Source organism: Bythopirellula sp. (genome assembly GCF_041737835.1).
Taxonomy (GTDB): domain Bacteria; phylum Planctomycetota; class Planctomycetia; order Pirellulales; family Lacipirellulaceae; genus Bythopirellula.
The window spans coordinates 24,565-39,664 of sequence record NZ_JBGSQY010000050.1; the positions used below are offsets into that span (position 1 = coordinate 24,565).

Genomic DNA, 15,100 nt, shown 5'->3' on the forward strand with positions numbered 1-15,100 from the left:
AGATCAAATATTAGCGAGTATTAGCGTTCATTAGTGGTTAGTCTTAGATCCCCTCTGCTTCCTCTGCGATCTCCTGTAAAAATCCGTAGTCTATCCTAAGCATAGTTGCTATTCGCTTGGCGAGACAGGTGATTGGCCGGGTGTTAGACCATTCCCCAGCGTTTTCGTAGATACCACTCGCCGCTCAAGCAACCTACGAGCGTCAGCAGCATCGGCCAGCTGTCCCAGAGGCTATGTTCGGTCGCGATTTCTTCCTCGAACTCTTCCGTGCGGTCTTTGAGTTTTTCGAGCAGATCAGGCAATTCCTCGGGCGCGAGTCCCGCTCCTCCGGCGTCGGCGGTGAGATTGGCCAACGATGCCATGAATGTGGGTTCGGCAGCAGGTTGGTCGAGCTCCATATCGCGGTCGGGAACCGTGAAGCGTGCTTCCGCCGCGCCGAGCACACCCGCTGAACCTGTGGCGGTGACATTGATTTGATAATCGCCGGGGATGGTGCTTTCTTCAAAGCTGCCGACGAAATCTTGCCCGCGCCGCGAAACATTGACCGTCGCGGTCGTGCCGTCGGGTTTATTAACTTCGACCTGAAATTTGGCATCGGCAATTGGTTCGCGGTTCTTATCCAAGGCCCCCACGGCGAATTCCACGCGGCTGCCGCGCTGGTAACGGCGTTGATCGAGTTGCACAAAGACGGATTCGCCGCTCGTGTCATCTTTCCGCGACAGCCACAACACGAGTTGCCGCCAGAAGCGTTTTTGCAATTCGCCAAAGCCTTCCATCTGCCACCGCCACGTGGTGTCGAAGGCCACCGCCGCGGTGCGACCTTCGCCCCACGTTCCGACGACAATCATCGGCGAGCGCTGCGGATCATCGGCCTCGGCAATGATCGCCGAGTTGGGTTTGATGGCCAAGCGATCAAATTTGTTAGCACCGTCGAGTGCGGGTAGCTTATTCCAATCGAGCTTGAGCGCGCTTTCTTCATCGAGTTGGAAGATCGGATGCAACCGATTGCCCGCGGTAAGTGGAATCATCCGCACGGGACCAGGCAAATGCATATCTTGTCGCGGCGGTTCGCCAAAGTTCTGCCGTTCGGCGGGGCCCATAATGATGGGCAGCACATCGTCCATCGGCGTGTTGCGAAAGCCCCCGGGCCCGAAACTATGAAAGCCCCCGACCATGGCCAGCCCCGCGCCGTGACCAACTTGATCGGCCATCATCTGCCAGGTGTCAGGGCTTAAGCCCATGTAATCGACGTTGCCGATGAGAAAGACGTCGTATTTGCCGTCTTGCAGTTGGTCGCGCAAGTCGAGTTGTTGCCGGCGATAGTTGATCTGTTCGTAACGGACATGCTGATCGGGATACGATTGAAGTGCCGCGCGGACAAACCGGGGTTCGATGCCCGGCCCACCACCCAGTCGCTGGGTCCCCGCAAGATAGAGGATATTGATGCCCCCCTTCATGACCGTGACGAACGTGCTTTGCGAATTGTTGGTCGTGGCGAGCTCACCGTCGGGGGGCTCGACCGCTACCGAGACTTTGAATTCCCCGGCCTTTTGCGGCGTGTAGCTCAGCGTAAGCGGGTATTGCCGCTGCCCGGCCGTGATGCGCACTTGTCGTGTATCGACGGCTTCCATTTCGCCGTCAGCATTTTCCCACAGGAGCTGCACTTTGACCGTTTGGTTACTAAATCCGTCTGCCGACAGCATGGCCTGCACCGTGGCGGGTGTTTCGGCGAAGAGTACATTGTTCACGAGCAAGTCGTCCACGCGCACGTCGGATTGTAATCCCAACGAAGGCTTGCCGTAGGTGAACGTGTAGAGCGGAATGCGATCAGTGGCCAACCGTTCGACAGGAATCTGCGGAGGTTCATCCCGAGGCGCGAACGCGCGTTGGGCGCCGTCGCTCATCAAGAGTACGGCGACGATCCGCTGTTGCGATTCGCCTTCCAACACATCGTCGAGCGCCGCACCAACGGCGGTCTGCGCACCGTCGGCATTTTCAGGCAGCTCAAACTCGCCGTCGTCGAATTTGACTTCGCTTGTTTTTTCATCGAAGTGATAAAGCTTCACATCCCAAGCTTCAGACAGCTCCGTGAATTGGTCCGATGCCGCGGCGAGTGAGTTTTTCAGTGCCTGCCAGCGCGACGTATCGCCGATGGCATCATTTATCGTCATGCTGCGAGAACTGTCGGCCAAGATCAACAGCGAGCCCGGCAATTTGTTGGTGTCGGTCGTGACCAAGGTTGGCCGGAGCATGACGAGAAACAACAGGAATGCCGTCGCGGCGCGCAAGGTGAGCAGAATTGTTCGCTGCTTGGGGGTCAGTTTTCTGCCGCGCGGCCCGACCGTGAGCACTCCGATCAAGAGCGCAGCGATGCACGCCATGAACCACCAGCCACCGACGGGATCGATCGACCAACTTGTCATGGCTGGCGCTCCTCACGGTAAAACCGATTGGAGAGCAAATACTCCGAACCCCACACGAGGGCTACGACCATGATCGCCCAGGAGAACAACTCACGACCGCGGCGGCCGATGTTCACGTATTGTTCCACGTCGGCAAGTGTATGAGCGAGTTCGACGCGTTGGGCGGGGAGCGCCGCCAGGATCGTTTGCGGATCGGCACGGACCAGATCACTCAGCTCAGCCTGCGCATTGATACTGAAACCTTCATCAAGCGCGCCGCTGGCTCCGCCCGCCGCGACACGATAGTTGCCGAGTTGCTCGGTCGTGCTGATGCGAATGGCATCTTCCCCCGGCGGCAAGGTTCTTCGCAACGCTTCGCCCGTCGGTTCCTTGAGCACAAAGTCGGTCACTTGTTGCCGCGGTGAGAGCGGCAAGCTGACCGTTTCACCGGCATTGAAATTCAGTTCGCCCCCTTGGTTCTGTGAGAGATAACCAACGATTTGATTGGCGAGCGCCACAAACACCCAGGGCGGGTCTTGCGTCGGCAAAGCATTCCACGAATCCCGTCCCAGCGGTGCGAGTGGGTCCGACACCGGTGTGGCAAACGTCATCACGCGACCACGACCGACGGAACGCTCGACCAGCGCGGGGTCGTTGTTCGCGAAACGTGCGACGACATAAGCATCTCCAGACAGTTCGCCAAACGTCCAAAAACTCCACACCGGATAAATCTGCCAGGGAATTTCCTCGGCATAGTTCCGAAAGCCCACGAGCGCAGGGTGGTCAAACTGCTGGGGGCGAAACCAAGTTTCTTGACGCGAGCGGAGTTTCAAAGGTCCGGGCAACAGCTCTTGCGGCGGATCGGTGTTGAACGCGCTCGGTACGGCCCGATGTCCGAGAAAAATACCAACGCCACCCCCTTTGCGAGCAAACTCCGCGAGCTTGTTCCAAACTTCGTCGGTAAGTGGCGGCGGGTCCAACAAACACACGGATTCAAAATCGGTAAGATTCAATTTGGCTGCATCGGCAAATCGACTCACCGTGCATTCAAAGCGTTGCGGTGCGTCGGGTCCCATCAGCGAAGGGCTCAGTGCTTCCTTAAGAAATAATGTGTCGGCCGCCGATTCGCCCAGTAGCAGCACTTTGGCTGCCGGGCGGACTTCAACCGTGAAGTAACGGCGATTGTCGAACTCCAAAGGATCGCTGAGCGCAATCTGCACGGCCCCTTGATGAACGCCAAGCGGCAAATCGCCGAGCACGAACTCTGTTTGGCCCGTGCCGTCGGAACCGAGTTCCACGATCCGTTGCCCGCGCTTCACGAGTTTTCCGTTGGCATCCTCAAGAAAGATTTCCACAAGCGGTTGTTCAGAATATCCCACGCTTTTCACGTCGACCGTCACGTTCAAGGGTTCGCCCGTGCGGAGCGAACTTGACCGCATCTCGACCGGAGCAAGCGACATGTTGCGCGCATCGCCACTTCCCACGTCGACGACGTAAATCCGCACGTCGGGCGAATCAGTGAGCGCCTTGTTAATCGCCGCGAGCGATTCCTCGTTGAACGACTCGATGCTCAAGTCGCTGAAGACAAACACTTCCTGCCGACGATCTTCCTGCTCGGCCACTAGATCGACCGCATTGCGCACAGCTTCGGCGAGCGCGCGGGGGTGTGTTTCGGGCCGCAACCCACGAATTCTTGTTTCGGCCGTGTTCTTGTCCGCAGCAAAATTGCTCGTCGAACGGCTTAAGTCGATCACCGCGATTTCGGTGTCGTCAGGCAACTTATCGACCAGCGTTTCCGCCATCGTCGTGGCTTTCGTTAGCCGGCTTTCATTCCGTTCGACATACTCCATGCGGAGCGAATTATCGAACACCAGCGCAACGGCCAGCGGGGCGCCTTCTTTGCCACGCAACCCCGTGCCACGCAGCGTGGGGCGGGCCAGCGCGAACGCGATGCCGGCAATCAACAAACAGCGCATCGCCAACAGCAGCAGATGACGCAGATTCAGCCGACGGCGGTTGGCATCGCGACGTTGCTTGACGAACCGCAACGCCGGAAAGAGGAATTGCTGCGGCTGCCGGCGCATCACCAGATGCAGAATAATCGGTACGGCGATCAAACCGATTCCGGCCAGCAATAGAGGGGTTAAAAATCCCACGACTTATCCCATGTTCTTGCGATTGATGAGATACTCGGTGAGTGCCCTGTCAAACGGCATGCTTGTGTCGAGCGGCACATAGTCGATACCGCTCTTGCGGCATTCGCGTTCGTAGTAGGATCGAAACTCGCGGATCTCGTCGAGATAATCTGCGCGATAAGCATCGGCATCGACTTCAATCGTTTCGTTCGACTCGGGATCACGCAGTTCCACGAGGCCTTCAAACGGGAAAGCGACTTCAGCCTGATCCAAGATATGAAACAGAATGACGTCGTGCCCGCCATGGCGCAGGCGGCGTAACGCGGCAATCACCGGTTCAGGGTCCACGAGCAAATCGCTGAACAGCATGATCAGGCTGCTGTGCTTGAGCATCGCGGCGAGTTGGATCAGGCTTTGCGCGACGTTCGTCTGATCGCGCGGCTCGAGATTGGCGAGCACCGACAGGATGTTACCGATCTGTTGACGCTTCGATTTCGGCGGCAGGCAATTGACGATTTTTTCGCCAAATGTCACCAGCCCGACGGGGTCGTTCTGGTGGATCATCAAATAACAGAGCGCTGCCGCCAGGCAAATGGAATACTCGAACTTGGTGAGTTCTTGTTCGTGGCTATAGGCCATCGACGCGCTCAAGTCCATCACCAGATAGCCAGTGAGATTCGTTTCGGCTTCGTACTTGCGGATATAGTATTTGTCGGTCTTTGCGTAGACGAGCCAATCGATGTCATCGGGGTTGTCGCCGTGAACATATTTGCGATGCTCGCTGAACTCCACGGAAAAACCGTGAAAGGGGCTGGCATGCATCCCCTGGAAGAAGCCTTTGATAATAAACTGAGCGCGTAGGTCGAGCCGAGCAATATGCCGAATGACTTCGGGTTTCAGATATTTTTCAACTGTCGACATCGAGTTCCTGTTAGCCGGCAGCGTCCCGTTGCCGAGTAAAGCATGAAACATTCATTCCCACGGCAGCGGGACGCTGCCGGCTAACTTGCTGCGTACTTCGGCTGCTCGGGCACGGGGATTTCTTTCACCAGTCGGGCGATCACGTTTTCAGTTGTCATCCCTTCGGCTTGGGCTTGAAAGTTTGTGCTGATGCGATGCCGCAATACGGGGACGGCCACCTTTTGGATGTCTTCAATCGCAACGGTGAAGCGACCGTCCATGGCGGCGAGCGCTTTGCCGCCGTGGATGAGGAATTGCCCCGCGCGGGGGCCAGCGCCCCAGTCGACCAGCTCGCGAATAAATTTGGGTGCCGATTCATCGCGCGGTCGAGTGGCCCGGACGAGCGAAGCGGCATACTTAATAATCAGTTCGCTCACGGCGACCGAGGCGACGAGCTTTTGCAGATTGAGGATGGCCCGTGATGAGAGCACTTTGCCGACTTCAGGTTTTTCATGCCGCGTGGTCGAGGCAAGAATCCGCTGCTCTTCGTCCAAGCTGGGATAATCGACCTTGATGTTGAACATAAAGCGGTCGAGCTGTGCTTCGGGAAGCGGATAGGTTCCTTCTTGCTCGATCGGGTTTTGCGTGGCGATGGTGAAAAACGGATCGGGCAAGGAATAAGTCGTTTGACCGATCGTCACTTCCCGTTCCTGCATCGCTTGCAAGAGCGCGGCTTGGGTTTTGGGGGGTGTCCGATTGATTTCGTCAGCGAGCAAGATATTCGTGAACACCGGTCCTTCGACGAAGCGGAAGCTGCGTCGGCCATGTTCGTCTTCTTCCAACACGTTCGTGCCCGTGATGTCCGAGGGCATGAGGTCGGGCGTGAATTGGATGCGTTTGAAATTGAGGTCAAGAATCTGCGCCAGCGTGCTAACCATCAAAGTCTTCGCCAGCCCCGGCACGCCTTCGAGCAAACAGTGGCCCCGCGTGAAAATGGCGGCAAAGATTTGTTCGATGACTTCGTCCTGACCGACGATGACCTTTTGCAGCTCTTGCTGCATGACCAACCGATGTTGACGAAAGTCCTTGAGAATGTCGCCTAAGTTACGTGACACTGAGATTGGCTCCTCGACTGATGAAAGTTCCAGCGTGAATTTTATAGGTCCGCCACGGGACCGACAATGCAAGTGAGGCGTGCATTGTTTTCCCAGTCGTCGCAGCTTACGATTAATCACGGTTTTCTGATTTAGACTGCGTGAATCGGTGTAGGCATGAAGCGCCATCGACGAATTTCGATTATTTTCTGTTTGCTTATCTGGCAAGCCGCGGTGCCCTATTTGCTTCATGCCCAACTGCTTCCCGGGGCCGCCGCGGAGCCGATCACAGCCGATCAGGTTCGCGAGTCGATCGACGGTGGCGTGAAATATCTGCTCGAGCAGCAGAATCCCAATGGCACTTGGAACGATCTGGCGCCCTATCCTGGGGGCGTGACAGCGCTTTGCACGCTCGCACTCTTGAACTCGGGAGTCGAGCCGGGGCATCCCCAAATTCAAAAGGCCCTCAGATATTTGCGCGACATCGAGCCGAGCAAGACCTATAGTGTGTCGCTGCAAACGATGGTCTTTTGCGCCGCCGAGCCCGAGCGCGATCAAGTGCTCATCCAGCGGAATGTCAATTGGCTCGAAGCGACCCAAGTCCCCAACGGTGCGTGGTCATATCCTTCCGGGGATGGCGACAACAGCAACGCGCAGTTTGCCGTGTTGGCTCTCCACGAAGCAGAACGCGTCGGGGCGCAAGTTCGCCTCGATACCTGGCAGAAGGCCGCTGATTATTGGGCGAAGTGCCAGAACCCCGATGGGGCCTGGGGCTATCGCATGGATTTCAACGAAGGCCTCGGTAGTATGACCTGCGCGGGCATAGGCGCCACCGTCATTTGCAACGAGCGCGTCCGCGCGGCCGATGCGAAAGTTGAAAACGGCTTCGTGCAATGTTGTGAGCCCTCGGAAGAAAATGATTCCATCGAGAACGCCATCAACTGGCTCGCGCGGAATTTTTCGGTGCGACGCAATCCCGGTCGTCGTGGCGGGGGACAGGTGTGGCACTATTATTATTTGTATGGACTGGAGCGCGTCGGTCGACTTACCGCGCGGCGCTTTATTGGCGATCACGATTGGTATCGCGAAGGGGCCGAATTTCTCGTTCGCCAACAAGACCCATTCAGCCATCGTTGGCAAGGACAGAATACAGCGGAGGATAGCCCGCACATTGCCACGTCGATGGCGCTGTTGTTTCTTTCCAAAGGTCGCCGCCCCGTGTTGATTGCCAAGCTTGAGCATGGCCCCGACATGGATTGGAACAATCACGAAAACGATTTGGCCAATCTCACCGCGCGGATCGAAAAACTGTGGAACATGGCCCTCACCTGGCAAGTGATGGACCTGCAATCGGCCACTGTCGACGATTTATTGCAGTCTCCCGTGCTGTTTCTCACGGGGAGCAAACCGCCGGAACTTGATGGCACCGAAACCAAGATGCGCGATTATTTAGATCGCGGTGGTTTTTTGTTTGCCGAGGCGTGTTGCTTGGACGGCAGTGGCTTCGAGCAAGGTTTTCGCGAATACATGGCCAAGGTCTTCCCCGAGGAGGAATATCGGCTCCGCCGCGCGGGGCCTGAGCATCCCATTTGGCGCGTAGAAGAATTGGTTCGCCCCGAATCGCCGTACATCGGCCGCATTTGGACAGTGGAATACGGTTGCCGCACGAGCGTGGTGTTCTCGGAAGTCGACCTTTCCTGCTATTGGGAGTTAACAGGCCGCGGCAGCCGCCCCACGTTTCCCGATGCGATTGAGAATCGCCTAGCCGATGCGAATGCAATCGGCGTGAATGTTATGGCGTATGCCACCAATCGCGAACCCAAGGGCAAGGAAGCGGCATTCGTCGACACGATTGATCCTGCGGAAATCTTGGCGGCGGGGAGTCGCGGCACGATTCAGATTGCCAAGTTGCAGCATGGGGGGGGCTGCAACGATGCACCGGGCGCTCTGGTAAATTTGCTGCGCACGGCGGCTCAGGGCGATCTCAAGTTGCAAATCAGTACTAACGAATATCCGATCTCGGCCGACAACCCAAATCTGTCTCGCTACTTAATGGCCTTCATGCACGGCCGGCATAATTTCCGCTTCACGCCCAACGAGCAGCAAGCTTTGCGTGAGTATCTCACCAACGGCGGCACGTTGTTCGCCGACAGCATTTGCGCGAGCAAGGAATTTATTGTTGCTTTCGAGCGAGAAATTCAAGCGGTTCTGCCGGATGCAAAACTTGAGCGCATTCCGATCACCGATCCGATCTTCAGTAGCGCGGCCGGCGGGTTTGATATTCGCAAAGTGAAACGCCGCGACCCAGTTTCGCGCCAAGCGAACGAACCGCTCGAAGCGCGAACCCGTGAAGTCGAACCCGAACTCCTGGGCATGCAAATCGACGGCCGTTGGGTCGTGATCTTTTCACCTTACGACATCAGCTGCGCGCTCGAGCAACACGAAGCGATGGAATGCCGCGGCTACACCCGCGAAGACGCGGCTCGTATTAGTCTCAACGTGCTACTGTACACGCTGAATCCCGACGCGGAGTGAGAATTGCCATCTGTCTTTCGCGTGGTAGAATTGTGGTATGATCCGCGCTTACGAAGAAATTGTTGACTTTATTGCCGCCGGCACGACTTCCGATGCCGTTTCACGGTTTGAAGCTTCGGAAGCCACGAAAGAGCAAGTGGCAAATCTCGTCCATAAAGAGAAAACCGTAGGACTTACAGCGGACGAGGCTTCCGAACTTGATTACTTCTTAAAGATCGAACACCTGATGCGGCTGGCTAAGGCGCGCGCTTTGAGTCTTCGCGCGTTATGAGCAATTCAAATCAATAATTGGTCTTCAATTTCTAAATAGCGTTCACTTCTCCACCACGCGCAACAACAGCGGCAGCGCCACCAGATTCCCAACCAGACCGCCGATCATGGTGAGGCTCACCAGCGTGCCGAAGTAGACCGTCGGGATAAACTCGCTGAAGCAGAGCGTTGAAAAGCCCACCATCAGGGCGAGCGTGGCCAGCACCGCGGCGCGGCCGACGCTCGATTGCACGTCGAGCAATGCTTGATCGCGTGACAGGCCTTGACGCTTTAATCTTAGATAGGACATCACGTAGTGAATCGAGCCGTCGACGGAGAGCCCCACCGAGACGGCGGCGATCATGGCGGCGCCCATGTTGATTTTTAGGCCTAACCAGCCCATCACACCAAACAACCAAAACACGGGCAAGATATTGGGAATCAGCGTAGCCACGGCAAGCGGCAAACTGCGAAATGCCCACGCCATCACCAACAAAATACTAATGGCAGAGACGGCAAAGGTCGTCCACTGATCGCGCAGTAAGCTTTCGATCAGGTGAGTAAACAACACAAAGTAGCCCGTGACGTGTGCCTGAGGGTATTCCTTGGAAGTCGTCGCGCGAACTTGAGTGATCAAAACGGCTTTTTCACTGGCTTTGAGACGTTCCGGGGCGCGCAACATAATGCGCAAATAGCGTTTGTCGCTGTCGGCGGTGGGGTTGTAGATCGTGGCGATGAAATCAGGAAGCCTTCCGCGAACTAGACTCAAACTACCCCGTACCGCCATATCAGCGCCAAGGGTAATCCGTTTCAAACCACCACTGCCCGCATCGAGCATATCGGCCAGCGAAGTTGTCTTGGTCAGACCGGGGGCTTGTTGGCGTAACTGCTCTTCAAATTCAAGGATCTCCAACACAAAAGCTTTATTCATTCGAGCAGGCGCAGGGATAAGAATATCCCAAACACCCGCCCCTCCAAAATTGTTGTCAACAAATTGAAATCCGCGGACGAGATCGCTGTTTTGACGAAAATTGCGGGTGAAATCGGTCTCTTGTTCGAGGCGAATATTTCCCACCACGGCCAACATTGTGATGGCCACGGAAGTCAGTCCAATGAGCCGAGCGTGTCGACAGCTCCAGTCGTAGAGCGCTTGTAAGCGCCATTGCAGACGCCTGGCCTCGAGTTCCGGTTGGGGTTTCTCGCGATGCTTGCCAAAGAGAATGATGGCCGGTGAAATCATCACGATTACGACGAGAACCAGCATGCTGCCGATCGCCATCATCAAGCCAAAGTCGACAACCGGTTTGACGCTGGAGACCATCAGCGCGGCGAAGCCCAAGGCATCGGTCAAGCAGGCATAGAACAGCGGGGCAGCCACCAATTCGGCGGTTCGCTGGAAAGCTTCGCGTGGCGGAAGCCCAGCGAGACGTTCATCTCGATAGCGAACGATCACGTGCATCACCGCGGCAATTCCCACAACGGTGACGATCGCCGCGAGCATCGAGCTCACCATGCTTAGCTCAAGATCGAGCGCCACGAGAACGCCGCGGGTCATGGCCAATGTCAGTTGCACTAGTAAGAGAGGCAGCACCAGCCAACGAAGGTCCCGAAAGCAAATCCAAAACGTAATCAACAAGAGCGCCAAGCACCACGTATTGAGCCGGCGTCCATCGATCTCCAAGAGATCAAACGCCTCGCCGATGAGTACCGGCTCGCCGATCAAGACTCCGCCGGGCAAGGGCTTCACAAGCTTGCGAAGCCCGGCCAGAGTTTCACGTGTGGGAACCTTCGCGTTGGCATCTTTATCCAACAAACAAACCACACCGGCTGCATCCAAGGTGTCGTTATGGGTGTAGCCGGCAAACACATCCTTGAGCTTTTCTGCGCGGATGTTGGTGTGAAATTCTTTTCCTGCATTACCAAGCAGGCCCGGAACATCGTGCAGTGATACGACTGACACCACGCCGGGGAGTTCTCGGGCGGCTTGCGCCAATTGATCAACGCGTGCCAATCCCTCGGCTGTGGGCAACTTGGGATCACGATATACGGCCAGGACGATTTGATGTTGCCCGAACGCTTGTTGTAACTTTTGATAAGGTGCGAGCAGCGGATCATCGGGAGCGAACATTCGTTCCAGGGACCGATCCATTTGCAAATCGCGCCCCATGTAAGCACCGGCTCCTCCCAATACGAGCGCCAACGCCAACAGCCACCATCGCTGCTCAATGAGCCAATGAATCGCTGAATGAGTGGAAGTGTCGGACATCGTGTCGGCATGACGGAGTGGGAAAGAACGCAAGGCGGGATGCGTAGTATCGATGTTCATGGCAGGCTCGACAACTCAAGGGGAGACGGGAACGGCCGGTTACTCTGCTGAGCGCAGGCGGTGCTGGCGTGTTACCTACCAAGTTGAAAAATCGAACGCGCCACTACGGCGGCTTGCGGAAGCCAGATGGCCGAATAATTTGGCGTTTTAAGTCGTTGACTTCAAAGGCTTTAGGAACTGCTAGCAACAAGCCAAAGTACCTTGCTTCCCTTTTTGACGGCTCCTATACTTCGCCACCCAAATTTGGGCAGGATTTTTTTCGTAACTCGAACCCTTGCTTATCGTTGGCACGATTGCCATTCCCATTTCAGAAAGCCCACCCCTGAGCATCGCGCGCATTACCAAGCGTTGCCCGCCCTCTCTCCGCACCAGCCGGACCGGCTCGCGGTGCGCAAAGTTTTTCCGTGTGTTGCTCACGCTGGTGTGTTTTCTCGGTTCGAATGAATTTAGTTCTCGCGACTTGCGAGCCGAGGAGCCTGCTCCAGCTGCGAGTGCGACGGTAGAGCCGATCACCATCGCGGCTGATTGGTGTTGCCGCTGGCAGCAAGGGACCTACGAAGTTTGGCATCTGAAAGGGAATTGCTACATCAACCACGGGCTCACCTATGCCCGTGCGCCCGAAGCTGTGTTGTGGCTCGATGCCAACCGACCGGCTCACGATCCGAATCGTGTCGTGGTGTACATGGAAGCTTCGCGCACCGACAAAGTCGTGATCGACGATTCTCCGGGCGCTGGCGATCAATCTTCGCGCAAGACCGAAACCGCTTGGTTCAAGCGTTTGGAAACCAACGGCGAATTGCGGATGAAATTGCCCGAACCGGTGATCGCGACTCCACAACCACCACAAATTTACGATCGGGGCCTCGCGCATTTCGATCCCGAACATCAACGCCAATTGATGCTCGCACAATACAACGAATTCTTGCCCCCGGCGGTCGCGGTTCAGCCTAGCCCCAGCGGCATGCGACGGATCGAGTTCTTCCCGCGTAGCGATTTTCCGCCTGATATTCAGAGCAAGAATCTGCCCTCGGGCGAAACGGCCGTGACCGTTTCCGGTGGTATGCGGCTGCTCATCGAAGGTTTGCCGACTAACGGTTTGCCGAGTGCTTTTGGTCCCGTTGGTACGGTGGATATCACGACCGATCGCGCGGTGATTTGGACTGCTGGCGACTTGGGCGTCGGTGGGCAATCGTTCCAAAGCCAGGACACGCCGCTGCAAATCTACATGGAAGGGAACATCGAGTTCCGCCAAGGGGATCGCGTTGTTTATGCCGACCGCATGTTCTATGACGTGCGCCGTCAGGTGGGTGTGATCTTGAACGCGGAATTGCTCACGCCGCTTCCCCGGACCGAGAATTTTGAATATCAGGGGCTCGTTCGCTTACGTGCCGCGGCGATTCGCCAACTCGATGCTGCGAATTTCTCCGCCACTGATGCACTGGTCACCACGAGCCGTTTGGAAGAACCGAGCTACCATTTCGGCGCCAACGAAATCACGTTCCAAGACATGCAAACGCAGGCCTTCGATCCGCAAACGGGGGCCGTCATCACCGATCACGCACAGCTCGCCGAAAGCCAAGGCAATTTCGTCTATCTCTCGGGCGTGCCAATCTTCTATTGGCCGACGATTGCCACCGACCTGCGCAAGCCGACCTTTTTCATCGATAGCGTTCGTCTTGGCAACGACAACGTGTTTGGCTTCCAATCGATGTTCGACCTGGATGCCTACCAATTGTTCGGCATTCGTAACGCTCCCGCTGGCACGGATTGGGGTTTGAGCCTCGATTACTTGAGCAAGCGCGGTTTGGGCCACGGCACCGATTTCTCGTATGGCCGGAACGATATCTTTGGCTTTACGGGTCCGGCGCAAGGAATCTTCGATTACTGGGGCATCTACGATAACGGCAACGACAACCTCGGCTTTGGCCGCCGCGATATTGTGCCCGAGGCAAACTATCGATATCGGCTCTACGGCCAACATAGGCAACGGTTGGACAACGGCTGGGAAATCACCGGTGAATCGGGTTGGAGTAGCGATCTCACGTTCGTCGAGCAATACTTCGAACAAGAATGGGATGAACGCCGTGATCCGCGCACCGGTCTGCGGGCGAGGCACATCGTCGACAATCGCGAATTCCTGATCGAAGCCAATGCCCAAGTGAATCCGTTCTTTACGGAAACGGGTTGGTTGCCGCGACTCGATCATTACTGGCTGGGTCAGTCGCTCTGCGACGATACGCTCACTTGGTTTGAGCATTCGCAGGCGGCGTATGGGCGCATTGACTACGCAAGCACGCCGACGAATCCGACGTTGGCCTCTCAGGTGGCCGATGGCTTGCCGTGGCAAGGTCCTCCCAGCACGAATTTGGCGGGTGAGCGCTTGGTCACGCGTCAGGAACTCGATCTGCCCATGATGCTCGGTGGCGTGAAAGTCGTGCCGTTTGCACTGGGTGAACTCGCGCAATGGGGCGAGGATCTCAACGGCGAGGAACTTCAGCGGGCGTACATTAACACTGGCGTGCGGGCCAGCATGCCGTTCTGGGCGACGTTCCCGAGTGTGCAAGATCCGTTGTTCAATTTAAATGGCTTGTCGCACAAAGTCGTGTTTGAAGCGGAAGCCACCTACGCCGATTCCAGTCAAGATTTCGATCAACTGCCGCTGTACGATCCGCTTCAGGATCAAAATATCTTGCAGATGAACTTGCGAACCTACACCGGTTTGTTGCCACCCCAGATTCAGGATCCTAAATTCCTTGCACCGAATTACGCTTTACGGACCGGTATCCAAAGTTGGGTTACGTCGCCGACGACTGAAATCGCCGACGATCTGGCGACCTTGCGTTTGGGTATGCGGCATCGTTGGCAAACCAAACGTGGTGGCCCCGGGCGGCAACACATCGTCGATTGGCTCACTATTGATTCGAACATCACGTACTTCCCAGACGCCAATCGCGATAACTTCGGTCAAGATATCGGCCTGTTCAATTACGACGCCCGTTGGCATTTGGGAGATCGCTTTACCGTCCTCTCGGATGGCTTCGCCGACTTCTTCGGCGACGGTATGAAGACGATTTCCGCCGGTGTGCTATTGAATCGTCCCACACGGGGCAATGCTTATCTGGGCTTGCAATCGATTGGCGGGCCGATCGAGAGTAACGCCCTGATTGGCAGCTACAACTATCGCATCAGCGAGAAATGGATTTCCTCACTCGGTGCTTCTTACGACTTTAGTGATACCGGCGCGATCGGCCAGTCAATTTCCGTCTCGCGGATTGGCGAATCGCTGCTCGTGACTTCCGGCTTGGCGTACGATTCATCGAAAGACAACGTCAGCTTCATCTTTGCTATCGAACCACGATTCTTGCCGAAGCTCAATCTCACCAGCCGCACCGGCATCGAAGTGCCACCCGCGGGCGCGTATGGGATCGAGTAGCAGTACTCCCAGAGCTGGGACAAATC

Annotated in this window: 8 protein-coding genes; 3 read left to right on the forward strand and 5 right to left on the reverse strand. The window is 56.4% G+C overall.

What is annotated here, in order from left to right:
• Window positions 1–143 precede the first annotated feature (143 nt).
• From AC6T8Q_RS15435 to AC6T8Q_RS15450, 4 genes are all read right to left on the reverse strand, one after another.
• Window positions 144–2,423, reverse strand: coding sequence for a glutamine amidotransferase (locus tag AC6T8Q_RS15435; RefSeq protein ID WP_500679934.1), 2,280 nt, complete (start codon window positions 2,421–2,423; stop codon window positions 144–146).
• Entirely contained in the window at window positions 2,420–4,558 is a 2,139-nt protein-coding gene (locus AC6T8Q_RS15440) for a BatA domain-containing protein (RefSeq protein WP_500679935.1), read from the reverse strand. The genes AC6T8Q_RS15435 and AC6T8Q_RS15440 overlap by 4 nt, the downstream gene beginning before the upstream one ends.
• Before the next feature lie 3 nt (window positions 4,559–4,561).
• The gene (locus AC6T8Q_RS15445; RefSeq protein ID WP_496921162.1) at window positions 4,562–5,458 is read right to left on the reverse strand and encodes a DUF58 domain-containing protein; all 897 of its coding nucleotides are present in this window, start codon (window positions 5,456–5,458) and stop codon (window positions 4,562–4,564) included.
• An 80-nt stretch (window positions 5,459–5,538) separates the two neighbouring features.
• Entirely contained in the window at window positions 5,539–6,498 is a 960-nt protein-coding gene (locus tag AC6T8Q_RS15450; RefSeq protein ID WP_500680097.1) for an AAA family ATPase, read from the reverse strand.
• A gap of 210 nt (window positions 6,499–6,708) precedes the next feature.
• On the opposite strand from AC6T8Q_RS15450, the gene AC6T8Q_RS15455 reads away from it, so the two are divergent.
• Together AC6T8Q_RS15455 and AC6T8Q_RS15460 are read left to right on the forward strand one after the other, a co-directional pair.
• Window positions 6,709–9,066: a DUF4159 domain-containing protein gene (locus AC6T8Q_RS15455; protein ID WP_500679936.1), complete on the forward strand. Its 2,358-nt coding sequence runs from the start codon at window positions 6,709–6,711 to the stop codon at window positions 9,064–9,066.
• 37 nt (window positions 9,067–9,103) lie between these two features.
• On the forward strand, window positions 9,104–9,337 hold the full coding sequence (locus AC6T8Q_RS15460; RefSeq protein ID WP_500679937.1) for a hypothetical protein: 234 nt from the start codon (window positions 9,104–9,106) through the stop codon (window positions 9,335–9,337).
• A 42-nt stretch (window positions 9,338–9,379) separates the two neighbouring features.
• Here the strand turns inward: AC6T8Q_RS15460 and AC6T8Q_RS15465 are convergent, their stop codons facing one another.
• On the reverse strand, window positions 9,380–11,641 hold the full coding sequence (locus AC6T8Q_RS15465) for an efflux RND transporter permease subunit (protein WP_500679938.1): 2,262 nt from the start codon (window positions 11,639–11,641) through the stop codon (window positions 9,380–9,382).
• Window positions 11,642–11,915: 274 nt separating this feature from the next.
• Here AC6T8Q_RS15465 and AC6T8Q_RS15470 point away from each other — a divergent pair, with 274 nt between their 5' ends.
• Window positions 11,916–15,074 (forward strand): organic solvent tolerance protein OstA, encoded by a 3,159-nt coding sequence (locus AC6T8Q_RS15470; protein WP_500679939.1) that lies wholly within the window; start codon window positions 11,916–11,918, stop codon window positions 15,072–15,074.
• Window positions 15,075–15,100: the final 26 nt, after the last annotated feature.

What these genes read in the sequence shown, in the direction of transcription:
- AC6T8Q_RS15435 (WP_500679934.1), bottom strand. Translation starts at nt 2,423, where the DNA reads ATGACAAGTTGGTCGATCGATCCCGTCGGTGGCTGGTGGTTCATGGCG.
- AC6T8Q_RS15445 (WP_496921162.1), bottom strand. Translation starts at nt 5,458, where the DNA reads ATGTCGACAGTTGAAAAATATCTGAAACCCGAAGTCATTCGGCATATT.
- AC6T8Q_RS15450 (WP_500680097.1), bottom strand. Translation starts at nt 6,498, where the DNA reads ATGCAGCAAGAGCTGCAAAAGGTCATCGTCGGTCAGGACGAAGTCATC.
- AC6T8Q_RS15455 (WP_500679936.1), top strand. Translation starts at nt 6,709, where the DNA reads ATGAAGCGCCATCGACGAATTTCGATTATTTTCTGTTTGCTTATCTGG.
- AC6T8Q_RS15460 (WP_500679937.1), top strand. Translation starts at nt 9,104, where the DNA reads ATGATCCGCGCTTACGAAGAAATTGTTGACTTTATTGCCGCCGGCACG.
- AC6T8Q_RS15465 (WP_500679938.1), bottom strand. Translation starts at nt 11,641, where the DNA reads ATGAACATCGATACTACGCATCCCGCCTTGCGTTCTTTCCCACTCCGT.